The sequence below is a fragment of the Sphaerisporangium viridialbum genome (assembly GCF_049674955.1).
GTDB lineage: Bacteria > Actinomycetota > Actinomycetes > Streptosporangiales > Streptosporangiaceae > Sphaerisporangium > Sphaerisporangium viridialbum.
In genome coordinates this window covers 2,899,742-2,924,476 of sequence record NZ_CP187232.1, presented here as the reverse complement: position 1 = coordinate 2,924,476, position 24,735 = coordinate 2,899,742, and the positions used below count along the sequence as shown (strand labels likewise).

At 71.4% G+C, this 24,735-nt stretch carries 24 protein-coding genes and 1 riboswitch; of the genes, 15 read left to right on the top strand and 9 right to left on the bottom strand.

From position 1 onward, the window contains the following. Window positions 1-36: 36 nt before the first annotated feature. The 4 genes from ACOZ38_RS12955 (at window position 37) to ACOZ38_RS12940 (ending at window position 6,357) form a co-directional block, all read left to right on the top strand. A complete protein-coding gene (locus ACOZ38_RS12955) occupies window positions 37-933 on the top strand; it encodes a DUF2877 domain-containing protein (RefSeq protein ID WP_424530655.1) in 897 nt (298 codons plus the stop codon). A 92-nt stretch (window positions 934-1,025) separates the two neighbouring features. Further along, window positions 1,026-2,405, top strand: a complete 1,380-nt coding sequence (locus ACOZ38_RS12950; RefSeq protein WP_424530653.1) for an FdrA family protein — start codon at window positions 1,026-1,028, stop codon at window positions 2,403-2,405. Beyond that, complete coding sequence (locus ACOZ38_RS12945; protein ID WP_424530652.1) at window positions 2,402-3,784, top strand: DUF1116 domain-containing protein; 1,383 nt, start codon at window positions 2,402-2,404, stop codon at window positions 3,782-3,784. Before ACOZ38_RS12950 ends, ACOZ38_RS12945 begins: the two co-directional genes overlap by 4 nt. Before the next feature lie 128 nt (window positions 3,785-3,912). Further along, window positions 3,913-6,357 carry a protein kinase domain-containing protein gene (locus tag ACOZ38_RS12940; protein ID WP_424530651.1) on the top strand — a complete coding sequence of 815 codons (2,445 nt, stop codon included), beginning with the start codon at window positions 3,913-3,915 and terminating at the stop codon, window positions 6,355-6,357. On the opposite strand, the gene ACOZ38_RS12935 is transcribed toward ACOZ38_RS12940, so the two are convergent. Together ACOZ38_RS12935 and ACOZ38_RS12930 are read right to left on the bottom strand one after the other, a co-directional pair. Further along, the gene (locus tag ACOZ38_RS12935) at window positions 6,358-7,944 is read right to left on the bottom strand and encodes a metallophosphoesterase family protein (RefSeq protein ID WP_424530650.1); all 1,587 of its coding nucleotides are present in this window, start codon (window positions 7,942-7,944) and stop codon (window positions 6,358-6,360) included. A gap of 93 nt (window positions 7,945-8,037) precedes the next feature. After that, window positions 8,038-9,633 (bottom strand): FAD-binding oxidoreductase, encoded by a 1,596-nt coding sequence (locus ACOZ38_RS12930; RefSeq protein ID WP_424536996.1) that lies wholly within the window; start codon window positions 9,631-9,633, stop codon window positions 8,038-8,040. A gap of 98 nt (window positions 9,634-9,731) precedes the next feature. On the opposite strand from ACOZ38_RS12930, the gene ACOZ38_RS12925 reads away from it, so the two are divergent. The 3 genes from ACOZ38_RS12925 (at window position 9,732) to ACOZ38_RS12915 (ending at window position 12,829) form a co-directional block, all read left to right on the top strand. Next, window positions 9,732-11,327, top strand: coding sequence for a glycerol-3-phosphate dehydrogenase/oxidase (locus tag ACOZ38_RS12925; protein ID WP_424530648.1), 1,596 nt, complete (start codon window positions 9,732-9,734; stop codon window positions 11,325-11,327). Between the two features lie 165 nt (window positions 11,328-11,492). Next, a complete protein-coding gene (locus ACOZ38_RS12920) occupies window positions 11,493-12,404 on the top strand; it encodes a sucrase ferredoxin (protein WP_424530646.1) in 912 nt (303 codons plus the stop codon). A gap of 113 nt (window positions 12,405-12,517) precedes the next feature. Then, window positions 12,518-12,829, top strand: coding sequence for a WhiB family transcriptional regulator (locus ACOZ38_RS12915; RefSeq protein WP_093171423.1), 312 nt, complete (start codon window positions 12,518-12,520; stop codon window positions 12,827-12,829). 153 nt (window positions 12,830-12,982) lie between these two features. Here ACOZ38_RS12915 and ACOZ38_RS12910 read toward each other — a convergent pair whose 3' ends face one another. From ACOZ38_RS12910 to ACOZ38_RS12890, 5 genes are all read right to left on the bottom strand, one after another. Continuing rightward, window positions 12,983-13,639, bottom strand: a complete 657-nt coding sequence (locus tag ACOZ38_RS12910; protein WP_424530644.1) for a phosphoribosyltransferase — start codon at window positions 13,637-13,639, stop codon at window positions 12,983-12,985. A 36-nt stretch (window positions 13,640-13,675) separates the two neighbouring features. Then, a complete protein-coding gene (gene rsgA, locus ACOZ38_RS12905) occupies window positions 13,676-14,785 on the bottom strand; it encodes a ribosome small subunit-dependent GTPase A (protein ID WP_424530642.1) in 1,110 nt (369 codons plus the stop codon). Between the two features lie 314 nt (window positions 14,786-15,099). Then, the gene (gene glyA / locus ACOZ38_RS12900; RefSeq protein ID WP_424530640.1) at window positions 15,100-16,353 is read right to left on the bottom strand and encodes a serine hydroxymethyltransferase; all 1,254 of its coding nucleotides are present in this window, start codon (window positions 16,351-16,353) and stop codon (window positions 15,100-15,102) included. Between the two features lie 23 nt (window positions 16,354-16,376). After that, a riboswitch (ZMP/ZTP riboswitch) is annotated at window positions 16,377-16,458 on the bottom strand. Continuing rightward, window positions 16,455-17,462 (bottom strand): YihY/virulence factor BrkB family protein, encoded by a 1,008-nt coding sequence (locus ACOZ38_RS12895; RefSeq protein ID WP_424530638.1) that lies wholly within the window; start codon window positions 17,460-17,462, stop codon window positions 16,455-16,457. It overlaps the preceding riboswitch by 4 nt. A gap of 186 nt (window positions 17,463-17,648) precedes the next feature. After that, a complete protein-coding gene (locus ACOZ38_RS12890; protein WP_424530636.1) occupies window positions 17,649-18,455 on the bottom strand; it encodes a TIGR03084 family metal-binding protein in 807 nt (268 codons plus the stop codon). Window positions 18,456-18,532: 77 nt separating this feature from the next. Between ACOZ38_RS12890 and ACOZ38_RS12885 the strand changes: the two genes are divergently transcribed. The 6 genes from ACOZ38_RS12885 to ACOZ38_RS12860 all read left to right on the top strand — a co-directional run bounded on the left by ACOZ38_RS12885 (window position 18,533) and on the right by ACOZ38_RS12860 (window position 22,394). Beyond that, window positions 18,533-18,658, top strand: a complete 126-nt coding sequence (locus ACOZ38_RS12885) for a hypothetical protein (RefSeq protein WP_424530634.1) — start codon at window positions 18,533-18,535, stop codon at window positions 18,656-18,658. 68 nt (window positions 18,659-18,726) lie between these two features. Next, window positions 18,727-18,810, top strand: coding sequence for a putative leader peptide (locus ACOZ38_RS12880; protein WP_405151959.1), 84 nt, complete (start codon window positions 18,727-18,729; stop codon window positions 18,808-18,810). Window positions 18,811-18,952: 142 nt separating this feature from the next. Continuing rightward, on the top strand, window positions 18,953-20,635 hold the full coding sequence (locus ACOZ38_RS12875) for a nitrite/sulfite reductase (RefSeq protein ID WP_424530633.1): 1,683 nt from the start codon (window positions 18,953-18,955) through the stop codon (window positions 20,633-20,635). Window positions 20,636-20,669: 34 nt separating this feature from the next. After that, window positions 20,670-20,813, top strand: a complete 144-nt coding sequence (locus ACOZ38_RS12870) for an Insertion element protein (protein ID WP_358509928.1) — start codon at window positions 20,670-20,672, stop codon at window positions 20,811-20,813. 55 nt (window positions 20,814-20,868) lie between these two features. Further along, window positions 20,869-21,597 (top strand): phosphoadenylyl-sulfate reductase, encoded by a 729-nt coding sequence (locus ACOZ38_RS12865; protein ID WP_405146604.1) that lies wholly within the window; start codon window positions 20,869-20,871, stop codon window positions 21,595-21,597. Then, on the top strand, window positions 21,579-22,394 hold the full coding sequence (locus ACOZ38_RS12860; protein WP_424530632.1) for a sirohydrochlorin chelatase: 816 nt from the start codon (window positions 21,579-21,581) through the stop codon (window positions 22,392-22,394). Before ACOZ38_RS12865 ends, ACOZ38_RS12860 begins: the two co-directional genes overlap by 19 nt. Window positions 22,395-22,678: 284 nt before the next feature. Here the strand turns inward: ACOZ38_RS12860 and ACOZ38_RS12855 are convergent, their stop codons facing one another. Both ACOZ38_RS12855 and ACOZ38_RS12850 read right to left on the bottom strand, forming a co-directional pair. Then, window positions 22,679-22,900, bottom strand: coding sequence for a DUF397 domain-containing protein (locus tag ACOZ38_RS12855; protein ID WP_424530631.1), 222 nt, complete (start codon window positions 22,898-22,900; stop codon window positions 22,679-22,681). A 20-nt stretch (window positions 22,901-22,920) separates the two neighbouring features. Further along, complete coding sequence (locus ACOZ38_RS12850) at window positions 22,921-23,778, bottom strand: helix-turn-helix domain-containing protein (protein ID WP_424530629.1); 858 nt, start codon at window positions 23,776-23,778, stop codon at window positions 22,921-22,923. 155 nt (window positions 23,779-23,933) lie between these two features. On the opposite strand from ACOZ38_RS12850, the gene ACOZ38_RS12845 reads away from it, so the two are divergent. Next, complete coding sequence (locus ACOZ38_RS12845) at window positions 23,934-24,221, top strand: hypothetical protein (protein ID WP_424530627.1); 288 nt, start codon at window positions 23,934-23,936, stop codon at window positions 24,219-24,221. Beyond that, window positions 24,218-24,625, top strand: coding sequence for an ATP-binding protein (locus ACOZ38_RS12840; RefSeq protein WP_424530626.1), 408 nt, complete (start codon window positions 24,218-24,220; stop codon window positions 24,623-24,625). The genes ACOZ38_RS12845 and ACOZ38_RS12840 overlap by 4 nt, the downstream gene beginning before the upstream one ends. Window positions 24,626-24,735: the final 110 nt, after the last annotated feature.

The window sequence follows — 24,735 nt, the reverse complement described above, 5'->3', positions numbered from 1 at the left end:
CGTTCTACGGTTCCCCCAGACTCGCGGGGAGGCCGAGTGACACTGGGGACGCGTACACGGATCCAACACCGCGCGCCGGGGGATGCGAAAGCGTTCGGCGCGGCGAGCACCGCGCTGCGCCCGGCGCTCGAGTCGCCGCGGCGGCCCGCACGGGTGCTGGCGGTGTTCCCGCTGGGCGTCTACCTGGAGATCCGCACCGACGTCGAGCCGTCCGTCGTGGCGGTCGTCACCGGGGAGGCGACGCGGCTGCCCAACGCCGTCGTGCTGAGCGACCCGCTGCCCGTGACGGCGGCGGGCGACGAGGCCGCCGTCGGCGACGGGTGCATCGAGATCGGCCGCCTGACCGTCCGCGTACGCCGCTGGTGGGATCCCGTGCCCTCGCTCGGGCCGATCGAGCTCCCGCGCCTGGAGCGGGTGCTCCCTCGGCTCGGCGAGATCTGCCAGGCATCGCCCCGCAGGCCCGGGCTCGCCGACGGCGGCGCGGGAGCGCTCCTCGCCGAGGGCTGCGCCCGGGGCTCGCTGACGGCGGCCATCACCGCGACCGAGCAGCTCATGGGCCTCGGCCCCGGCCTGACACCCAGCGGCGACGACATGCTCGCGGGCGTGCTGGTCGCGCTGCGCCAGGTCGGCAGGGCGGCGGGCGTGGGCAGGGCCGTGTGGCTGGCCGACTGGCTCGCCGCGACCGTGGCGTTCGACGCCCGCACGCGCACCACCCCGATCTCGGCGACGCTGCTCCACTGCGCCGCCCAGGGCCAGGCCTGCACCGACGCGCTCGCGGTGCTGCGCGGGATCGCCGGCCACCAGCCGCTCGAACCCGCGGTGCACCGCCTGCTCCGGCTCGGCCACACCTCGGGCGCCGACCTCGCCTGGGGCCTGCGAACGGGTGTGTCCGCGGTCGTGGAGCTCGCCGGGAGCTTACGAACGGCCAGGTGAACTACCAGGTAAGCGCTCCCGCGGGGGACGCGGTGAGCGATGATCGACATGTGAGCGGACTTCTTACGAGGGGCGGTGAGCGACCGTTGGCCATGACTACCGATCTGGTGGAGGTACGCGCCGGGGTCTATCACGACTCGGTGAGCCTGATGCGGATCAGCCAGGCGCTGAGCTCCCGCCCGGGCGTCACCGTCGCGGTGGTGGCCATGGCGACCGAGCTGAACCTCGGGCTGGCCAGGGAGGCCGGGTTCGAGATACCTGAGACCGGGCCGTCCGACCTGCTGGTCGCCATCCGGGCCGAGTCGGACGCGGCGCTGAAGGACGGGGCTGAGGAGCTCGACCGGCAGTTCGCCGCCCTGGCCAGGGGCGGAGGGCCGGGCGGCGCCCGCGCAGAGAGCGCTCCTCGTACGACCCGGGCGGCCGCGCGGGCGTGGGACGCCTCGCTGGCGCTGGTGTCGGTGCCCGGCGAGCACGCCTTCGCCGAGGCGATGGACGCGATCGACGCCGGGCTGTCGGTGATGATCTTCAGTGACAACATCCCGGTCGAGCAGGAGGTCCTGCTCAAGGAGCGCGCGAGCGAGCGGGGCGTGCTCGTGATGGGCCCCGACTGCGGCACGGCGGTCGTCGGCGGCGCCGGGCTGGGGTTCGCCAACGTCCTGCGCCCGGGGCGCGTGGGCGTGGTGGCCGCCTCGGGCACCGGCGCCCAGCAGGTGACCTGCCTGCTCGACCACGCGGGCGCCGGGGTGAGCCACGTCCTGGGTGTGGGCGGCAGGGATCTGTCGGCGGCGGTGGGCGGCCGGTCCACGCTGGTGGCCCTCGCGGCCCTGGACGCCGACCCGGCCACCGAGCTGATCGTCCTGATCTCCAAGCCGCCGGCCCCCGAGGTCGCGGAGGTCGTGCGCCGGGCCATCGATGGGCTCGCGACGCCGGTCGTCACCGCCCTGCTCGGGCCCGGGCAGGGCGACCTGACCTCGGCGGCCGAGAAGGCCCTCCGCGCCCTCGGCCTGCCGGTGCCCGAATGGCCCTCGTGGACCGTCCCGCAGGAGGGCAGGCCATCGGCCGGCCTGTGCGGGCTGTACTCCGGCGGCACGCTGTGCACCGAGGCGCGCATCATCGCGGGCACCGGCGAGTTCACCGACTTCGGCGACGACGAGTACACCCGGGGCCGCGCCCATCCGATGATCGATCCGACCCTGCGCCTGGAGGCGCTCGGGCGGGCCTCCGGCGTCGTGCTGCTCGACGTGGTGCTCGGCCACGCCGCCGAGCCCGACCCCGCGGCCCGGCTGGCGCCCGCGGTCAGCGAGGCGTGCGAGCGGGGCGCGTCCGTGGTGGTGTCCCTGGTCGGCACGGAGTCCGACCCACAGGGCCTGCGCCGGCAGGCTGACGCCCTGGTCGAGGCCGGGGCCTCGGTGTTCACCTCCAACGCGGCCGCCGCCAGGCACGCCGCGAGCCTGATCGGGAGTGCCCTGTGAGGTTGTCCATGCTCGACGGCGAGCCCCGAGTGATCACCGCCGGCGCCGCCGTGCTCGCCGAAGCGCTCGACCAGCAGGCCGTGCCGCGCCTCGGGGTCGACTGGCGGCCCCCGCTCCCGGGCACCTCCGGGGCCCTGGCCAAGGTGCTCGCCGACCCGCGCAGGCAGCGCGCCAACGAGGTCGCCGTCGGCCGGCTGCTCTCGGCCCGCCCCCAGCTCGTCGGGGTGAAGCCCGCGCGCGACGTGCTCGACCTGCCCGAACGCACCTTCTTCCACGCCGGGCCCCCCATCGACTGGGAGCGCGCCTCGGGGCCGATGCGCGGAGCGCTGATCGGCGCCGCGATCTTCGAGGGTCTCGCGTCCGACGCCGAGGAGGCCGAGCGCCTGCTGGTCTCCGGGAGCGTGAAGCTCGACTCCTGCCACCACCACCGCACCGTCGGGCCGATGGCCGGGGTGGTGAGCCCGTCGATGTGGATGTTCGAGGTCGTCGACGGCGAGCACGGCGGCACCGCGTACTGCTCGCTCAACGAGGGCCTGGGCAAGGTGCTGCGGTACGGCGCCTACGGGCCCGACGTCGTCGAGCGGCTGCGCTGGATGGGCGAGGTGCTCGGGCCGGTGCTCGCGGGGGCGCTGGCCGTGAGCGGCCCGATCGACCTGCGCTCGCTGATCGCCCAGGCGCTCCAGATGGGCGACGAGCTACACAACCGTAACCGCGCGGCCACCTCCCTCATGGTCCGCGAGCTCGCCCCGGCGATCGTGGAGGCCTCGCCCGAGCACGCCGCCGCCGTTCTGCGGTTCATCAACGGCAACGATCATTTCTTCCTGAACGCGGGAATGGCGGCGGGGAAGGTGAGCGCCGACGCCGCCAGGGACGTTCCCGGGTCCTCGCTCGTGGTCGCCATGGCGCGCAACGGCACCGATTTCGGCATCCAGGTCTCCGGCCTCGGCGACCGGTGGTTCACCGGCCCCGCCGGGGTTCCCGACGGCCTCTACCTGGGCGCCTACGGGCCGGACGACGCCAACCCCGACATCGGCGACTCCACGATCACCGAGACGTCCGGGCTGGGCGGGTTCGCCATGGCCGCCGCGCCGGCGATCGTGCGTTTCGTCGGGGGCGACGTGTCGGACGCGATCGCCGCCACCCGGTCCATGTACGAGATCACGCTGGCGGAGCACCCGGCGTACCAGATTCCCGGGCTCGGCTTCAGGGGCACTCCCACGGGCATCGACATCGCGCTGATCGCGAGGACGGGGCAGCTCCCGGTCGTCAACACCGGCATCGCGGGCCGCGTGGCGGGAACCGGGCAGGTCGGCGCGGGTCTGGTCAGCCCGCCGGCCGAAGCGTTCACCTCGGCTCTGGCCGCGCTCGCCGATACGTAAAAGATGACCGAATTCCCATTGACCCGGCTTTGACCCTAATATCAGTGGCCAGCCTCACCGTTTTGACGACGCACATGATCCACAAAATGGGGATATGACGCGGACGAGCGTGAATTGGGGACCGCGGTATGACGACCGATCGCGCGCTCGGGAGGGCGCCCTCCATGACCGAGGGTAAGAGCCCCTTGGGCGACGCCGGGGTCGCGCCAGAGGGTCAGGGACGGCTGGTGGGCCGGCGCTACCGCCTGCTCTCGCCGGTCGGCCGTGGTGGCATGGGCATGGTCTGGCACGCCCACGACGTGCTCCTTGACCGCGACGTCGCGGTCAAGGAGCTGATCCTGCCCTTCGGCCTCGACCAGGCGGGCAAGCAGGTCGCGCACCGGCGCATGCTGCGCGAGGCAAGGTCCGCCGCGCGGCTCAGCCACCCGGGCATCGTCACCGTCCACGACGTCGTCGAGGAGGACGGACGTCCCTGGATCGTCATGGAGCTGGTGCGCGCCTGGTCGCTGGAGCAGGCCGTGCGGCAGAGCGGGCCGCTGCCGGTGGTGCAGGCCGCCGAGATCGGCGTCCGCGTGCTCGACGCGCTGCGGCACGCCCACGCCGCCGGCATCCTGCACAGGGACGTCAAGCCCGGCAACGTGCTGCTCACCGCCGACCGCGTGGTGCTCACCGACTTCGGCATAGCCGCGATCGAGGGTGACGTCACCATCACCCAGACGGGCCTGCTCATGGGCTCGCCCGCCTACATCCCGCCGGAGCGGCTCCAGGGCCGCCCGATCACCCACGCGGCCGACCTGTGGTCCTACGGCGCGACGCTCTACGCCGCCGTCGAGGGCCGCCCGCCGTACGAGGGGCCGGACGCGGTGGCCGTCCTCGGCGCGGTGCTGACGCAGGAGCCCAACCGCCCGCAGCGCGCCGGAGCGCTGCTGCCGGTCATCGAGGGGCTGCTGCGCAAGAACCCCGCCGACCGTATGCCCGCCGCCCAGGCCGCCGAGCTGCTGGAACGGGTGCTGCGCACCCACGGCTCGGGGCTCGCGCTCCTCGGCGACCGCCACGTCCCGACGCCCCTGCCGACGCAGGCCGACTCGACGCCGGTGCGCATGCTCCCTCCACTCGACCCGCCGTCGGGACCGATGCCCTCGCGCATCATCGAGACCCCGTCGGGACCCGTGCGAATCCCGTTCGACCAGGACTCCGCCGGCCAGGCCGGTCACCTCGATCCGTCGCGCGCGCATGGCGGCGGCTCCGCCACGGGGGCCACCGCCTACGGGGCTCCGGGCGGCTACGACGCCCTCAACAGCCCTTCCGGCTCGCAGCGCTCCCCCTTCGACGGGCCGGACGGCCCGGCGGGCGCCCGGCCGAACCCCTACGACGCGCTGCGCAGCCCCTCGGGTCCCCAGCCGGTGGGCCCGTACGACGCCCTGCGCAGCCCCTCGGGACCCCAGCCGGTCAACCCCTACGACGCACTGCGCAGCCCCTCGGGACCACAGCCGAGCCCGTTCGACGCCTTCCGGAGCCCTTCGCAACCGCAGCCCGACCCGTATGACGCGCTGCGCAGCCCCTCGGGACCGCGGCCGGCCGACCCGTACGACGCGCTGCGCAGCCCCTCGGGGCCCCAGCCGAGGCCCTACGAGGGGCTGGACAAGTCCCACGGCACCCGGTCGAACCTGTACGACGCGCTCAAGAGCACCTCCGGCCCCCAGGCGCAGGCCGGCGCCGCCCGCGACTCGCTGGCGGCCGGGGCGCCCGGATCCCGGGTGTGGCCGGCGAGGTCCGGCCCGAACCTGGCCGACGAGCTCGCCAGGGACCTCCCCGGCGACCCGTTCGCCGGCCCCGACCGCAGGGGCGACGGCCGCGGCACGCGCGAGGAGAAGCCGGACGCCCGTACGCGCCGCCGCGGGATGGAGGACGACGACGCCCGCGAAGGCCGCTCCCCCGTCCTGCTCGTGCTCGCCGGCATCGGGGTCGTCGGCGTGGTGGCCGCCCTGCTGTTCGTGCTGTGGCCCACGGGCTCCCCGTCGCAGGAGGCCGTCGCCAACCCGCTCGTCGCCACCGGCGGCCCGGCCCCGGCCGGGTCGTCCTCGCCGGAGGCCTCGGCCCCCGGCGACCAGGCCGTGCCCACCGAGATCCCGGCGAGCTTCCGCACGCACACCGCGGCCGGCGCGTCGGTCGCGGTGCCCAAGGACTGGACGGTCTCCACCTCGGGCGAAGCGGTGACCTACCTCGGCCCGAAGAGTTCCGGGCGGCGCATCCAGATCAAGAAGGTGCCCTCCACGGGCGACGACGGTCTGGCCGCGCTCACCAAGGCCAAGGACGAGGCCACGCTCACCGACTACGCCCAGGCCCGCCTGGAGTCCTCCACCTTCGGGAACGGCAAGTGGCAGGCGAGCGTCTGGGAGTACACCTACACCGCGCTGAACAACGTGACCGCGCACGCCGTCACCCGGCACATCGCCATCGACGGCAAGACGGCCTTCGAGGTGACGTTCACCGCGCCCGACGCCGAGTGGGACCAGGCGGACAACCGCCAGACGATGGCCGTGCTGTGGAGCAGCTTCAAGCCCGCTTCCTGATCACCCGGCGCTCGGCGGGGCGAGCGGGATCGCCACCTCGTCCTCCATCGGGGGCTCGATCTCCTGAGGGCGGCAGCCGGTGGCGGCGAAGCAGCGGATGCGCAGCGTGCCGTCCTGCACGGAGACGTGCAGGAAGCTCTTGAAGAACGGCGGGGTGTCCCAGTCGGACAGCTCGGAGAACCAGCGGTGGAAGGTGCGCCCCACCGGCAGGCGGAACGGCATGGGCCAGCCGCCGAGGATGCGGGCCGCCCACTTCGTGCGCGCCGTGATCTTCACGGGCCGGCCGGGGACGGTGGGCTCCGAGCCGTCCGCGCCCACCGTCCCGTCCGTGCCGTCGCCCGTGCCGACCGGGCGCGGCGGGGTGTTGCCGATGTGCCTGGACATCAGCACGAGGCCTTCGTCGGGCGTGAGGTAGAGCCAGGGCATGCGCAGCCGGGCGCGGTAGAGGTTGCTGTAGAACGACAGCGAGTCGCCTCTCAGCGGGTAGCACTTGAAGGCGTCCTCGCGCACGCCTCCCACGTCGACGCGGGGGATCGTGTGCGTGGCGTGCATGAACGCCCCGCCGCCGCCGGACACGATGTACTGGATGGTGCGCCCGCCGACCTCGACCGGGTAGCGCTGGTAGTTGTGGGTGTCCCCGCCGATGGCGGCGACGTAGTTGTTCGCGGGGTCCCTGACGATCTCGTCGACCGTGCCGCCGTCCTCGATCGGGCACGGGTGGTACTCGTTGCGGTCGTAGATCGGCTTGCCGGTGATCAGCACCTTGGGCCGGGGGTCGGCCGACACCCGGCGCAGCCAGGCTCCCTGGTCGCGGTCGATGGTGCCGCGGATGCCGGTGTCGATGCCCACCAGCAGCAGGCCGGGCAGGTCGATCACCCAGTAGGGCGCGGGCTGCGCCGCCCGCTGGGCGGGACTCGACCGTCTCGCGCGCGCCTCGGCCAGGCGCGGCTCGTCGATCGTCTCGGGCTTGGTCCAGAACAGGCCCCGCAGGCCCGAGGGCGACAGCGAGAACCCCTGGCGCCGCGCCTCCAGCGCCGGCGCGTCGCAGAAGACGCGCATGAACCCGCCGAGCCCGTCGTACCAGTCGTGGTTGCCGGGGATGGCGTAGATCGGGGCGGGATAGTCCTTGTACGGGCGGAAGAACTTGTCGTCGTACTCGTTGCCCGAGCCCGTGGGGTAGATGACGTCGCTCGCGACGACCGCGAAGGCGGTGTCGGCGCCGATGGCGAGCAGCCCGGGCACCACGGCGTACTGCGAGGCGTCGCCCTCGCCGGTGTCGCCGATGATCAGGAAGCTGTACTCGGCCCCCAGATCAGGCTTTATCCGGAAATCGGGATCGACGCCGCTCTCCTGCCGTGCCGCCATCCAGCGCCGGCGCACCTCGTTGGACGGGTCGCCGAAGAGCTGGGCGAGGATCTCGTTGCGCGAGCGCAGCAGGGTCCTCACCGCCAGCCAGGAGAAGCTGTCCTCGTTCGGGCGCAGCTTCTGGAACGTGCCCATCTCCTGGCAGGACCACCCGGCGCCCTCCTCGGACACCCGGGACGAGACCCGCCTGCCACGCGCGGCTGCCCGCTCCACATCGACCATGACCCTATCTTTGCCGTGATCTTGATGGATCGCACGCCGACTCACCAATCGGGTCTCCCGGACGTTTCACTCCCGGCCCCCCAGACCGGTCGATCAGGGGATCAGGACCCCCGGATTGAGGATGCCGGCCGGGTCGAGGCGCTCCTTGACCGCGCGGAGGATCTCGACCCCGAGCTCGCCTATCTCGTCGGCGTACGCCGACCGATGGTCCCTGCCGACGCCGTGGTGGTGCGAGATCGTGCCGCCCGCCAGCCCGATCGCCTCGTTGACCGCCCGCTTGGCCGTGTCCCACTGCCCGAGCGGGTCCGCGGTCTGGGAGGCGACCACGGTGAAGTACAGCGACGCGCCCGTCCCGTACACGTGCGACAGATGGCACATCACCAGCGGCGGCCCGCCGGGGCCCGACAGGTCCGCGGGCGCCAGCGCCACGCTGAGCACCAGCCGAACGGCGTCGTAGAGCCTCGGGATGTTCGACCAGAAGCAGGCGGTCTCCAGAGTCTCCACGGTCGCCCCGGCGGTGAGCAGCGCGTCGCGCAGGTACGGCGCGCTGAAGCGTCCGTGGGCCCACGCCTCGCCCGGCTCGGGGCCGAGGTAGACGCCGCCCAGTGCGGACAGGGTCTCGGCGGTGCGCTCACGCCGGTGGGCGACGTCGGCGGTCTCGCCCTCGTACCCGACGACGGCCAGGCATCCCGCGTCGGGCCGTACCCCGCCGATCTCCCCCGGCTTGGCGAGGCCCACCATGGTCTCGGTCTCGTCGGACAGGCGCAGCACCGTCGGGAGCGGCCCCTCCTGCGCCAGGCGCCGCAGCGCGGCCGTCCCCGCCGTGAAGGACGCGAACCGCCACCCCTCGTACACCTTCTCCGCCGGTGCCCGCCGCACCCGCAGCCGCATCGAGGTGATGACCCCGAAGGCGCCCTCCGAGCCGAGCACGAGCTGGCGCAGGTCGGGCCCGGCGGCGGACTTCGGCGCGCGGCCGGACTCCAGCGTGCCGCGCGGGGTGGCCACGGTCACGCCCACCACCATGTCGTCGAAGCGGCCGTACCCGGCCGACGCCTGGCCGCTCGACCTCGCCGCCGCGAAGCCGCCCAGGGTGGCGTACTCGTACGACTGGGGGAAGTGGCCGAGGGTGAGCCCGTGCCTGGCCAGGAGCTGCTCGGCCTGCGGGGCGCGCAGCCCCGGCTCCAGGTCGGCGACCATCGACTCGGTGTCCACCGAGATGAGCCGGTTGAGCCGGGCCAGGTCGAGGGCCACCACGCCGGCGAAGCCCTGCCGCGAGGCCACCAGCCCGCCGACCACCGAGGTGCCGCCCCCGAAGGGCACGACCGCGACCCGGTGGTGCGCGCAGATGCGGAGCACCTCCAGCACCTCGTCGTGCGACCCGGGCAGCAGCACCGCGTCCGGTGCCTCAGAACCGTCGCCGTCGCGCATGCGCAGCAGGTCGGGCGTGGACTTGCCCCTGGTGTGGCGGATCCTGGCATCGTCGTCGAACCGGACGTGCTCGCCGCCGACGGCCTTGCGGAGGTCGGCGAGGATCAGCGGAGACAGGGCGGCGGCGCGCAGCCTGACCTCTCCGAAGGACGCGGCCGGCCGCGCGGGCTCGCGCACGCCGAGCAGCTCGCGCAGCAGCTTGCGGACGGACTGGGGCAGCTCGGCGGCCTTGGCGGGATCGCCCCAGCCTGACCAGAGCATCGGTTCCGCGGCGGTGTCGGGAGTTTCCACGTCCTACACTGTGACATGCCCGGCTGTGGTCGCCATTCCGGGTGTCCCCTGTACGAGGTGCCAGGACCATGAGCCACACACCCGGCGTCGCCCCCGGATCCTCGCTCAACGCCTCCCGGCGTGCCCGCGAGCTGGCCGAGGCGCGTGAGACGGTCGTGGACCTGCTGGTGGTCGGGCTGGGCGCCACGGGCGCGGGCGTGGCGCTCGACGCCGCCTCCCGCGGCCTGTCCGTCGCGGCGATCGACGCCCACGACCTGGCTTTCGGCACCTCGCGGTGGAGCTCCAAGATGATCCACGGCGGGCTTCGCTATCTGGCCAAGGGCCAGATCGGGGTGGCCATGGAGAGCGCGGTCGAGCGCGGGGTGCTGCTGCGTCACACCGCTCCCCACCTGGTGCGCGCCCAGCCCTACCTGCTGCCCCTGACCCCCGAGGTGTCCAGGGCACAGGCCGAGGTCGTGATGGCGGGCTACCGGCTCGGAGACCTGCTCAGGGCGTCGGCGGGAACCCCGCGCCACCTGCTCCCCGGCCCGTCCCGCGTGGCGGCCGCACGCGCCCGCGCCCTCGTCCCGGCCCTGCGCCCGCACGGGCTGCGCGGCGCGCTGGCGTCCTTCGACGGGCGGGTCGTCGACGACGCCCGGCTGGTGGTCGCGATCGCCAGGACCGCCGCCGCCCACGGTGCCCGGGTGCTCACCCGGTGCCGGGCCCTCACCCTGTCCGGCGACGGCGCGGAGGTCCGCGACGAGCTGGGCGGCGAGACCTTCACGATCCGCGCCCGCAGGGTCGTCAACGCGACGGGCGTGTGGGCGGGGCGGCTGACCGCCTCGGTGTCCATGCGGCCCTCCAGGGGCACCCACCTGGTCCTGCGGCCGGGCACTCTCGGCGAGCCGCGCGCGAGCCTGCACGTGCCGATCCCCGGCGAGGGGGCGAGGTTCGTCCTGGTGCTCCCCCAGCCCGACGGGCGCGTCTACGTCGGGCTCACCGACGAGCCGGTGGACGGTCCGATCCCCGACGTGCCGGAGGCTCCCGAGACCGACATCGCGTTCCTCCTGGAGGTGCTCAACTCCGTTCTGGAGGTTCCCGTCGCCCGGGCGGACGTGGCAGGCGCCTACGCGGGCCTGAGGCCGCTGCTGACCGGCGACGGGCGCACGGCCGACCTCTCCCGCAGGCACGCGGTCGTCAGGGCCCCTGACGGCGTCGTGACGATCGTGGGCGGCAAGCTCACCACCTACCGCAGGATGGCGGAGGACGCCGTCGACGCGGCCTTCCCCCGCGCTCCCCGAAGCCGCACGGCCCGCCTGCCCCTCGTGGGCGCGGACATCTCCGCCCCGGCCCAGGGTTCCCGGGACGGCGTCCCGAGCCGGCCGTCCGAGCGGGACGGCGTCCCGAGGCGGCCGTCCGAGCGGTACGGCGTCCCGAGGCGGCTGTCCGAGCGGTACGGCTCGGAGGCGGCGGCCGTCCATGCCCTCGCGGACCGCGATCCCGAGCTCGCCGAGACGCTGCCGACGGGCGTCACGACGGCCGAGCTGGTGTGGGCGGTGCGGCACGAGGGCGCGCTGGACGCCGGCGACCTCCTCGACCGCCGCACCCGCATCGGGCTGGTGCCCGAGGACCGCGCGGCGGCCCTTCCCGCGGCCGAGCGGGTGCTGCGCGACCACGCCCGCTAGCCCCAAGCCGGAGCTCCCGGCAACCCACCCGGCGAGACCGTGAGTTATGTCACACGAGGCCTCGACATAGGGGTGGAGAAAAAGGACACCCCACAAACCTGCGCCCCGCCGCACAAAGCCCCTAACCGTTAGGTTAGTCTTACCTAAGTCTGTAGGGAGGATCGCGTGACGAGAGACCGGGCCCGGGGGTGCGAACACCCGGCCGGATGCCATACAGGTGAGGTGCCGGCGCTCGCGAGCGCGACCGTCGGCGCCCGATTGTGGCTGCTCATCGAGCATGCCGGGCCGTGGGCGTCCCATCTGGCGGAGTGCGAGCTGCCCGCGGGGGTCCACGCGCTCATCGGGCGCGCGACCGAGCTGGGGATCCGTCCCCAGCTCATCAGGCGTCCCCTGCACCGCCGGGTGACGCAGGGGCCGGTCAGGGTCATGGTGGCCGACACCACGGCGGACGTCCCATGGATCGCGGAGGGGTTCTTCGAGGACCCTGGAGATCTTGACCTGGGATCTCTTGTGCGCGGAGTGGTTCCGGAGTCCTGCATACTGGTGAAGGAGCCGGTGTTCCTGGTCTGCACGCATGCCAGGCGCAACGCGTGTTGTGCCCGCATTGGCCTTCCCATCGCGCGGGTTTTGGGTGAGAGCCTGCCGGGAAGAGTGTGGGAAACCACTCATGTAGGCGGCGATCGATACGCCGCTAACCTTGTGTGCTTGCCACACGGGCTTTACTACGGCAGCATGTCTCAGGCTGCCGCGATCGCGGCGGCAAACGCGTACCGGCACGGTGAGATCGTTCTCGACCGTTTCCGGGGACGCGCAGGCATCCCTGAGCCATCGCAGGCCGCCGAGCATTTCGTCCGGGCACACACGGGCGAGCTCTCGGTAGGCGGAGTGGCCGTGGAATCCACCAGGCTGGACGGTGACGTCACCGAGGCGATTGTGCGCCACGGGGACGTCCGGTTCAGGGTTGTGGTCGAGCGGACGGTGTTCGCGCCATGCGGTATGGCGTGCGCCGACACGATCATGACCTACAGGCTGGCGGCGCTGGAGCATCTCCAGCGCGGCACGCCCGTTCTGACCTGAGGCTCCTCACGGAGCCGGGAACACCACGGACTACCACGGCGTTGGAATCAGGGACGCCATATGCGTCCAATGCGGCACAAACACGAAATACCTCTCACCTAAGGTGGTTTCTCATGTCTCAGGTACGTCGGCAGATCGCCCGCCCGCGCCCCAGCTGGGGTTGGCAGGATGACGCCGCGTGCCGGGGAGAGGACCTTGTGCTGTTCTTCGGTCCCGACGGCGAGCGTCAGCCGGAGCGCGACATTCGCGAGCGCAAGGCCAAGGCCATCTGCGCCCAGTGCCCAGTCCGTGCTGAGTGCCTCGACTACGCCCTCTCCCGTCCGGAGAAGTACGGCACGTGGGGCGGGCTCAACGAGGACGAGCGCGCGTCCGAGCGCCGTCGGCGCATGCGGCGTGCCGCGAGCGCCGGCATCAGCGCTGCCTGAACCTCCACCGGCATGTTCCCCCGTGATCATGCGGCTTTTCCGATCCTGTACGCCTCCAGGGCCGCATTTGCCGCATGATCATGCGGGTGTCATTCCCCTCCGGGGCGACGCCCACACCTTCCCCCCACCCCCTACGCAGGCGAAGATCCTCGTTCACCGCCCCTGCCGCAGCAGGCGGAGAACGTCCGCGTCCGTCAGCTGGTCGAACCGCACGTACCACTGGCCGACAGCGTGAAACCCGGGCGGGGTGGCGATCACGACCACCTCGTCCGCCTCGTCTCTCAGCTCCGCGACCGTCCTCGGCGACCCCACGGGCACGGCGAGCACCAGCCGCCGTGGCATCCCCGCCCGTACGGCGCGCAGCGCCGCGCGGGCCGTCGCGCCCGTCGCGAGCCCGTCGTCCACCACGACGACGTCCCGACCCGCCAGCCTGGGGAGCGAGCGCTCGCCCCGGTAGGCGTCCACCCGCCTCGCGAGCTCGCGCCTCTCCCGCTCGACGATCGTCGCGACATCCTCCGCGGTCAGCCTCAGGCGCGCCAGGAACGAGGCGTCGAGCACCGGCTCCCCACCCTCGGCGATGGCGCCCACCCCGAGCTCTGGCTGCTCGGGGTGGCCGATCTTCCGGGTGACGAGGACGTCCAGCGGCGCGTCCAGCCGTTCGGCGACCGGTGCCGCCACCGCCACGCCGCCGCGCGGCAGGGCGAGGATCACCGGATCGGCGAGGCCGAGGTCCGCCAGCATCTCGGCGAGCTGGGCGCCCGCCTCCGCCCTGTCGGCGAAGGGCAGGGACACCCGCCGACTAGCGCCCATGCCCCTTTCGTACCCTTCCTCCAGAACCACAAGCGGTCAGGGGCGGCCCCGGTTGCGCATGGACTTGTGGATGATCTTCCACTTACGGGTCTCCTCGGCCCGCAGCCGGGCGTCGCCGCGCCTGGCCATCCACGCCGCCTCGCGCTGGAGCTTGCGCCAGCTCTCGAGCCTGCGTTCCGGCAGCTCGCCCGACTCCAGAGCCTCGAGGACGGCGCACCCGGGCTCGCTCTCGTGGACGCAGTCGTCGAACCGGCAACCCTCGGCCAGCTGCTCGATGTCGGAGAACACCAGGTCGACGCCCTGGCTCATCTCGTACATGCCGACGCGGCGGATGCCCGGTGTGTCGATCACCAGGCCGCCGCCGGACAGCGGGATCAGCTCGCGGTGCACCGTGGTGTGCCGGCCCCGCCCGTCGCCCGCGCGCACCTGCTGGGTCTCCATCACCTGCTCGCCTGCCAGCGCGTTGACCAGCGTCGACTTGCCGGCGCCCGAGGCCCCGAGTATCACCGCGGTACGCGAGCCGTCGAGGTGGCCGCGCACCACCTCGACCCCCTCCCCGGTCACCGAGCAGACGGCGTGGAGGTCCACGCCCGGCGCGACCGCCGCCACGTCGTCGAGCAGCCCGGGGAGGTGCTGCCCGACCAGGTCGGACTTGGTGATGATCACGACCGGCCGGGCCCCGCTCTCCCAGGCCAGGGCGAGGAGCCGCTCCACGCGGCCGAGATCGGCGAAGTCGCCGGCGTGCATCGCCGGCTCGGCGACGAAGACCACGTCGACGTTCGCGGCCAGCACCTGCCCGCGCGAGTCGCCGGACAGGCCGCCCCGCGAGTCGCGGCTGACGCCGCCGCGCACGAAGGCGGTGCGCCTCGGCAGGATCGCGTCGAGCTCGTAGCGGCCCTCCGCGAGCATGGTGAGCGCGGCCCAGTCGCCCACGCAGGGCAGGGCCACGGGGTCGTTCACCGTCGCCCGCCGCAGCCGGGCGGCGTACTGGGCGTGGTGGTGGCCGTCGATGGTGATGACGTCGGCGGCGCCGCGGTCGACGCGGGCCACCCGGGCGGGGACGGCGCCGCCCGGAAGATCGGCGGCGAGGGACTCGTTCCAGCCGAGAGAGAAAAGATCATGACCGAGAGTGGTCAACTCAGGCACCCTTCGAGAACCGGGCGCCTGGCGGCTTCAGCGCGTGAGCGGCGCCCGGGAGGAAATGGACATGGGTGATCTCCAAAAGACCCGCATCTTCCTCACCTCCCGGTCGTTCACGGCCGCTTCTCTCAGAAGCGGCGAAGCCGGGCCCACTTTATCGCGGGCCCGGCCGTCGCGGGCAACACATTTTTCCCCTGGCACACGGCACTGCCTGACCGGTCGGCCGGTACCGGACGCCCCGCGGGGCCCGGCCGGTGCCGGACGCCCCGCGGGGGCCCGCCGGTCAGCTCAGGCCGGGCGTGCCCGCAGGGGCTCGCGGGTCAGCTCAGGCCAGGCGCGGGGAACTTGCCGGTCAGCTCGCTGACCTCCCCGTGGACGCGCGCGATGACCTCGTCCGCGTCGCCCTTGGCGATCGCGGTGACCACCTCGTCCATCCAGGCGCCGATCTGGCGCATCTCGGCCTCGCCCATGCCGCGGCTCGTGACCGACGGTGTGCCGATGCGCAGGCCGGACGGGTCGAACGGCTTGCGCGGGTCGAACGGCACGGTGTTGTAGTTGGTCTCCAGACCGGCGCGGTCGAGCGCCTGCGCGGCCGGCTTGCCCGCGGCGCCCTTGGACGTCAGGTCGATCAGGATGAGGTGGTTGTCGGTGCCACCCGAGACCAGGTCGAAGCCGCGGCTCGACAGCTCGTCGGCCAGCGCCTTGGCGTTGGCGACCACCTGCCGGGCGTACGCCTTGAAGTCGTCGGTCGCGGCCTCACGGAGCGCGACGGCGATCGCGGCCGTGGTGTGGTTGTGCGGACCGCCCTGGAGGCCGGGGAACACGGCCTTGTTCAGGGCCTTGGCGTGCTCCTCCGAGGTGGCCATCAGCATGGCGCCGCGCGGGCCGCGCAGCGTCTTGTGCGTGGTGGTGGAGATGACGTCGGCGTGACCCACAGGCGAGGGGTGCGCGCCGCCCGCGACCAGGCCCGCGATGTGGGCGATGTCGGCCGCGAGGATGGCGCCGACCTCGCGGGCGACCTCGGCGAAGGCCGGGAAGTCGATCGTGCGCGGGATCGCGGTGCCGCCGCAGAAGATCAGCTTGGGGCGGTGCTCCAGGGCGACGGAGCGCACCTCGTCCATGTCGATGCGGCCGGTGTCCTTGCGCACGCCGTACCTGACCGGGTTGAACCACTTGCCGGTGGCGGAGACCGACCAGCCGTGGGTCAGGTGGCCGCCGAAGGGCAGGCCCATGCCCATGACGGTGTCACCCGGGTTGAGGAACGCCAGGTAGATCGCGAGGTTGGCCGGCGAGCCGGAGTACGGCTGGACGTTGGCGTGGTTCACGCCGAACAGCGACTTGGCGCGGTCGACGGCCAGGGTCTCGACCTGGTCGATGACCTGCTGGCCTTCGTAGTAACGCTTGCCGGCGTAGCCCTCGGAGTACTTGTTCGTCAGCACGCTGCCGGTGGCTTCGAGAACGGCCCTGGAGACGTAGTTCTCCGAGGCGATCAGCTTGACGGTGTCCGCCTGGCGGCGTTCCTCCGCCCTGATCAGCTCGGCGATCTCCGGGTCGACGTCCGAAAGAGAACTCATGGCCCTACCCTTCGTTGGCATCTGGCGAAGACCCAGGCGCTCGGCCTCCGACCCTTTCGCTCCCTGGTGGTAACCCACCCAGACACGCCGGTCACGTCGCGTTAGACGATAGCGGACTCACCGTTTCGGCTTGTTCCGTCGGGCCACAGGCGGTCGAACTCCGCGTTGAGCGTGGCGCCGATGAGCACCGCCAGCGCCGTGATGTAGAGCCACAGCAGCACCGCGATAGGGGCGGCCAGCGAGCCGTAGATGGACAGCGGCGTGAACCAGGCCGCCAGCACCTCGCGCAGGACCGCCGCGCAGACGATCCAGATGAGCAGCGCCAACAGCGCTCCGGGCATCTCGCGCCACCAGCGCGTCCGTACGGCCACGCTGACGTGGTACAGCAGGGTGAGCACGATCACCGACCCGACGACCACCACCGGCCAGTACAGGACCCCTACCAGCCCGCTGTATTGCGGGAGCGCCCCCGACAACAGCGTGGGCCCGATCACCAGCACCGGTATCACGATCAGGCCGATCACCAGGGCGGCGATGTAGAGCCCGAACGACAGGATGCGGGTGCGGATGATGCCCCGGGTCTCCCCCAGGCCGTAGGCGATGGAGATCAGGTCGACGTAGACGAACAGGGCACGCGAGCCCGACCACAGCGCGAGCAGGAAGCCCACGGAGATCAGCGAGACCTGGCCGCCCCTCAGCACGTCGTCGAGCAGGGGCTGCACCACGCGGTCGACGGTGTTGCCGGTGAACAGCAGGTGCGCCTGCTCCAGCACCCACCCCCGGGTCTCGGCCACGGTGCCCGAGCCGAGGATGCCGCTCAGGTGGCCGAGGAGGCCGATCAGCCCGAGGACGAACGGGGGGAGCGACAGCAGGGCGAAGAACGCGGCCTCGCCCGCGAGACCGGTCACGCGGTAGTTGAACCCGGCCACCGTCGTCGCGCGGGCCAGCGCCCACATGCGCGACCCCTGGACGGACCTCCAGGTCCTGGAGCCCTGGACCGCGGACAGGCCTGCCGTGGCGTTCTTCCTGGCCCTGGCCCTGACCAACCTCCAGCGAGGCATCCGCCCTCGGGGGCCGGACGACCTGGTCGGAGCGTCGGTGGACGTCATGGCATCCAAAGGTATTCGCAACACGGCTCTACCACGACCCCACCCTGTGACGATCTCCGTTCGTGGCGTGTACCCCATACGCCGGTGTTCTACCGGGGGAGGCGTTTGCAACCCCCCATAATAGCCATTCGGTGCAAATCATCCCGGACTAGGTCATGGGGTCGTCAAAAACAGTCTCATGAGTTCTTACGAGGTGAGAGCCCTGGACTGGCCTGCCGGACGGCCGCCGCCCGGCGGTCCGGCGAACGCCTGGGCGACCGACATCCACGCGGTCGCCGTCCGGCCCCGCACGGAAAGGCCGGTGTCGGCGAGGTTGCAGCGCTGGGTGACCAGCAGGCAGAAGTCGAGCGCCGGGCCCCGCACCAGGTCGCCGGCGTCCTCCGGGCCGTGGCTCCACGGCGTGCCGTCCGGGAGCGTGAGCTCGACCCGCACGGGATCGGCCGGCGGGTCCATCCCCCGCATGGCGAAGCCGTACGGCATGGCCCGCGCGCCGAGCAGGGCCACATGCCGGAGCCGCGCGGTGGGCACGCGCGCGACCTCTAGCGCGTCGGCCACGTCCTGCCCGTGCGCCCAGGTCTCCATCAGGCGCGCGGTGACGAAGGAGGCGGCCGACATGTCCGGCCCGTACCACGGCAGCCGTACCCGGGGGTCGAGCTTCTCGAAGGCGTCCAGGCTGCGGGCGCGGGCGGTCGCGAACCAGTCGAGGACCTGCTCCGGCGACAGGCTGCGCGCGGCGGCGGCGATCTCGTCCACCGCCGAGTCGCCCCTGGCCATCAGGGCGGGCAGCGCCGCGCGGAAGCCGCCGGGGTCGGTCGCGGCCGTGGTGGCGGCGTCGTCGAACCACGCGAGGTGGCTGATCTGGTCCTGTACGTCCCACCCCTCGGCCGGGGTGGGACGCGCCCAGTCGGCCGCGTCCAGACCACGGATCATGGCCGTCAGCTCCGCGCTCTCCGCCCGGAGATCGTTGATCAGCTCGGACATGGAGACGCCCATGACACCTCCGCGTTACGAGGGGCTCGCGCCAGCGTAACCGAGTCATGTTCTAGAAGGAACAGGAGGAAAATGGGGATGTGATCTGCGAGGAATGCAAGGACGATCGGCATGACGAGTGCCCGGGCGGCTCCTGGTGCGACTGCCAGCACCGGCCTCCGGACGAGCCCCGCGAGCCCTCGCTCGTCTGGCCGAGCCAGGGCTGAGCACGCCTGATGTCCAAACTGTGGACCCGATATTGGACATCCGGCACGCGAGGGGTATCGTTTGGGCCATGCCAGTGGACCCGCTTCTCGTCGTGCGAAGGCACGTCGACCTCCTGCGTGTCCGCAGTGCCATCTGTATTGACGCCCGTTGATCTTCGCTCCCTGTTGACTTCTGCCAGCACGGGCGCGTGACAGGCGTCCTTTTTTTGTGCCCCCGCACTCGCCGTCGAGCCGGGAGGCAGGCCTGTTCCGCGTGCGTGTGACCTGATGACCATTCTCGGCAAAGGACGCACCATGACCAGCCCGCCCAGGCCTGCGAACCGCCACCACAAGCGCCCGCGAGGCGAAGGCCAGTGGGCTCTCGGTTACCGTGAGCCGCTGAACAAGAACGAGGAGAACAAGAAGAACGACGACGGGCTCAACGTCCGTCAGCGGATCATCGACGTCTACTCGAAGCAGGGGTTCGACTCGATCGACCCCGCCGACCTGCGCGGGCGGTTCCGCTGGTTCGGTCTCTACACCCAGCGCAAGCCGGGCATCGACGGAGGCAAGACCGCGATCCTGGAGCCGGAGGAGCTCGACGACCGCTACTTCATGCTCCGGGTCCGCATCGACGGCGGGCAGCTCAGCCTGGCCCAGCTCCGCACGATCGCCGACATCGCCAACAGGTACGCGCGGGGCACGGCCGACGTCACCGACCGGCAGAACATCCAGCTCCACTGGATCGAGGTCGAGTCGGTTCCCGCGATCTGGGAGGCGCTGGAGGCCGTCGGGCTGTCGACCATGGAGGCCTGCGGCGACACCCCGCGCGTCATGCTCGGCTGCCCGCTGGCCGGCATCGACGCCGAGGAGGTCATCGACGCCACCCCGCAGATCGAGGACACCGTCTCGCGCTACATCGGCGACAAGGCGTTCTCGAACCTCCCCCGCAAGTTCAAGTCGGCGATGAGCGGCTGCCCGGCGCACTGCACGGTCCACGAGATCAACGACATCGCGTTCGTCGGAGTGGCCGGCGAGCACGGCGAGAAGGGCTTCGACCTGTGGGTGGGCGGCGGCCTGTCCACCAACCCCATGCTGGGCAAGCGGCTCGGCGCCTTCGTCCGCCCCGAGCAGGTGCACGAGGTCTGGGCCGGGGTCATCGGCATCTTCCGCGACTACGGCTACCGCAGGCTCCGCCACCGCGCGCGCATCAAGTTCCTGGTCAACGACTGGGGGGCCGAGCGGTTCCGCGAGGTCCTCGAGAAGGAGTACCTCGGCTACCCGCTGCCCGACGGGCCCGCGCCCGAGGCGCCGCGGGGCGGGCGCCGCGACCACGTGGGCGTGCACAGGCAGAAGGACGGCAACTTCTACGTCGGCTTCGCCCCCAAGGTCGGGCGGCTCGACGGCGACCGGCTCAACCTGATCGCCGACATCGCCGAGCGGTACGGCTCCGACCGCGTCCGCACGACCGTCGAGCAGAAGATGGTCATCCTGGACGTGGCGCCCGACAAGGTGGACGGCGTCGTCGCCGACCTCGAGGCCGCCGACCTGCAGGTCAACCCCAGCACGTTCCGCCGCCAGACGATGGCCTGCACCGGCATCGAGTACTGCAAGCTGGCGATCGTCGAGACCAAGGGGCTCGCCTCCGACCTCATCGACGAGCTGGAGCGCCGCCTTCCCGGCTTCACCGACCCCCTGACCATCAACGTCAACGGCTGCCCGAACTCCTGTGCCCGCATCCAGGTCGCGGACATCGGCCTCAAGGGCCAGCTCATCACCGACGCGAGCGGCGCCCAGGTGGAGGGCTTCCAGATCCACCTGGGGGGCTCTCTGGGCGTGAACCCCGGCTTCGGCCGCAAGGTCCGGGGGCTCAAGGCGACCGCCGCCGAGCTTCCCGACTACGTCGAGCGCGTCCTGAAGAACTTCCAGAGCCAGAAGAACGACGCGGAGAGCTTCTCCGAGTGGGTCCAGCGGGCAGAGGAGGCGGACCTCAAGTGAGCTCCGGCCAGAGCCCGCTGGAAGGGGGGCACGCGTGACCGAGCGCGCGGTCCCCTTCCACTGCCCTTACTGCGGCGACGAGGACCTCGAACCCTATGAGGGCGACGGCGGCTGGTACTGCCGCTCGTGCGCCCGCGCCTTCAAGCTGAAGTTTCTCGGCATCGGCGTGCGCTCATGACCGGCGGCCCGGCGGCGCCCGCATCCACTGACGAACGAGGATTGGTGAGCAAGCCATGACACTGGTGGAGATCGAAACCGGGTTGGAACGCCAGCGCGGCGTGCTCGACCTCCGGAGCATCGTCGACTCCGCGGCGGAGTTCCTGGAGGAGGCCTCCGCGCGGGAGATCATCCGCTGGGCGGCGGCGACCTTCGGCGACCGGCTGTGCCTCACCTCCTCGATGAGCGACGCGCTGCTGATCGACCTCGTCAGCCGGGTGAAGCCGGGCGTCGACGTGCTGTTCATCGACACGGGCTACCACTTCGCCGAGACGATCGGCACCCGTGACGCCGTGCAGCAGGTGTACGACGTGAACGTGATCAACATCAGGCCGTCGCGCACGGTCGCCGAGCAAGATCGCGAGCTGGGCCCGCGGCTGAACGGCCGCAACCCCGACCTGTGCTGCTACCTGCGCAAGGTGGAGCCGCTGAACCGCGCCCTGGAGCCGTACCTCTCCTGGATCTCCGGCATCCGGCGCGACGAGTCGCCGACGCGCGCGAACACCAAGGTCGTCGAGTGGGACGCCAAGCGCCAGATGGTCAAGGTCAACCCCATCGCGCGCTGGACCCAGGACGACGTCGACAACTACATGGCCGACAACGGCGTCCTCATCAACCCGCTGCACTACGACGGCTACCCCTCGATCGGCTGCGCGCCCTGCACCCGGCAGGTCGCCCCCGGCGAGGACCCGCGCAGCGGCCGCTGGGCCGGGCTGGGCAAGACCGAATGCGGCATCCACCTCTGACCCCCGTCCACGGCCACTTCCCGCCGCTGGTGGCGGTGGCGCACGGGTCGCGTGACCCGCGCGCGTCCGCCACGGTGGAGGCCCTACTCGACGAGGTACGGCTCGCGCGCCCGGGCATCCCGGTGCACGCGGCCTACCTCGACCATTCCCGTCCGTCGCTCGGCGAGGCGCTCTCAGGCCTGGACGAGGCCGTGGTGCTGCCCCTGCTGCTCACCGAGGCGTACCACAGCCGCGTCGACATCCCCTCCGCGCTCGGGGAGGCGCGGGCGGGCCGTCCACGGCTCCGCGTCCACCAGGGAGCCACCCTCGGGCCGCACCCGCTGCTGATCACGGCCCTGGAGCGGCGGCTCGCGGAGGCCGGGGTGGAGATCGGCGACCCCGGCACCGCCGTGGTCCTGGTCTCGGCGGGCTCCAGCGACCGCCGGGCCAACGCGGTGATCGCCGGCCTGGCCCGCGCCTGGGCACGCTCACGCGGCTGGCATTCGGTCACCCCCGCCTACGCCTCCGCCGCCTCCCCCACCCCCGAGGACGCCACGCTGAGCCTCCTGCACGCCCGCACGCCCGGTCCAGCCGTCACACCCCGTACGGCCCGTCCGGCCAGGGTCGTGGTCGCGCCTTACCTGCTCGCCTCCGGGTACTTCGCCGACAAGGTCCGCGGGAACACCCTGCGAGCCGGCGCCTCCACCGTGGCCGACCCCCTCGGCCCCGCCCCCGAGCTGGTCACCGTCCTGCTCGAACGCTACGCAGAGGGCGTACGGGCGTTCCGGGCCGGCACGTGCGCCCCGGCTCGCGCCTGAAACCAGGCAGCGTTACTGAGGCCGGCCAAGCGGTTTCGGGATCGGCACGAAGAGAAGCCGCCCTTGATGGTCGAAGGCCAGGCAGCCATCCAAAACGAAACGCCTGGTCCTTGATTTCCCGCAGGATAGGTTTCAGCTGTCCTATTCAGGCTCCGCGTGACGGCCCACGACAGCCTCAACACTTGCGGCCCCTACCAGCTTCAACGCTAACAACGCCGATCGGATGCGAGATCCGGTGGTCCACATCTCCGACCGGGTCACTCCCGGGTTGAAAAGGAGTTGCGCTAGTGACGGCCGACCGGCTCATCCAACCTCCCGCGCCTGACGCCATCAAGGAAAGCATCCCATTCTGCCCAGGCGAAGACCAGAATCGGACCGCCGGGATCTTTGGAGTCACGTACTCGGACGAGACGGTCTGAGCCTGTCCTGCCGACCTCCACACATTGCCCGCCATTAGCGTTACTCCGGCTGGACTTACGCCAGATGACCTGGGAAAGATCCCTCATAGGCGTGCCTCTCCATCCACTCATATTTCCCGCATCACCTGCGCGATCAAGTTCCGAGTCGGATCCGGGCCAAGCGACAGAGCACGCAAGTGGTTGAAGAGCAGAACGTAAGCGTCTACTTCGGATGGATCCTCCAAATAGACGCTTCCCTGCCAATACTCAACGTACACGGTATCCGGATCGGCGGGTTTGGGAAAACTCAAGATCGTAAACCCGCCATCCATCGCGGGATGAACTCCGGCCGCGAAAGGCAGGACCTGGATCGTGAAGTGGTTCCTCTGAGAGAGATCAATCAGCCGTTGGAGCTGATCGCGCATCGTCTTGGGTTCCCCCACCGTACGGCGAACCACCGCCTCGTTGATTATTAACCATATCTTCGGCGGATGTTCCCGCTCCAACACTCGCTCCTGGCGCTTCATCCGAATCGACAGCCGTCGCTCAAGTTCCTCGTGCGGCGGCAGCACGGGCGCGGACCGCATGACGGCTCTGGCGTACTCCTCGGTCTGTAGTAGCCCGGGCACGAACTCTGGTTGGTACTCCTGAAAGGTGGAAGCCTCCTCTTCCAGGCCTACGTAGCTTTGCACCCACTCCGGGATGGCCTCGGACACCTTGTACCACCACCCACGCTTCCGCGCATCGCGCGCGAGTTGCGTGAGCGCGTCCCGACGCTCGTCGGCTACCCCATAGAGTTCGAGCATCAAGGCCACAAGGCCCACCGTGGCGGCACTCGCGGCCGATTCGATCCGAGTGATCGTGACAGGTGAGCAGCCTGCGTGCTCGGCCACCTGATCCCTCGTCAGCCCTGCTTCCTTGCGGAGGCGTGCGAGTTCCGCAGCGAGACGACGGGTGCGTACCGAAGGGCTTCGCTGGGCGCTCATGTCGCTCCTCTCCGTGATGGCCATCGCAGTATGTCGAATCGATCTTCGTTCATCAATCTGCACTATGTTCATTCTGATTCCTGTTGCCGAAGGCTCACCGGTCATGCAGACTGAGCACCCAGCGTGACCGCTCGGTCATGGATCGCTACAGCGCCATGGTCGTCGGCTTCATCGGCGAAAGGGTGCAGGGGATCATGAATGTGCGCGATGCCCGATGGCAGGTCCACCTCGTCGAACTGGCTTCGGAGTTGAACGACCTGGGGTTCGACTCCGTCGTTCGGCTTCCTCCCGGGCGGCGGGCGAGCTTGGAGGTCTTCGTGCCTCCCGGGCGGCCGAGACACGCGAGAAAGTCGGGGGTGAGCGGATCGATGCCCGCGTCGACCCGACGGGTGCGGGCCTGGGCACGCGACCTCTCCCGGCGCATCGCGAAGGTGAGCCGGTGAAGGCGCTCGGCCTGCTGGGACGGGTCGTTGTGCCCGCGCGGGTCACTGCCGTCCCGAGAGCCAGGCGCTGCGTGCGGGAATTACTGGGAGGCACCGATCACCCGCAGACCGACGACGCGTTGCTGCTCGTCACCGAACTCGTCACCAACGCGGTGCGGTACTCCGACTCGGGACGTTGCCCGGCCGGTTGGGTCACCATCGCCGTCGCCGACCACGACGGGACGCTCCACATCGACGTGGTCGACGCGGGCTCGTCGGAGAACCGGCCCACACTGTGCCTGGAGACCTGTCCCGACAGCGGCGGCGGGCGCGGCCTCTGGCTGCTCCAGGAGGTGGCGACGACCTGGGGCTGGTACGAGACCGCCACCGGACGCGTGGTCTGGTTCCAGCTCGCCGGCAGGTGAAGAAATCACCGCACTGCGCGGCGAGGTCCTACCAGGGCCTCTGTGGGGTGGACCGAGGCTTGGGGAAATCACGGTGGATCGCCGCGTGGCCGGGGTGCATAGAGGGAGCC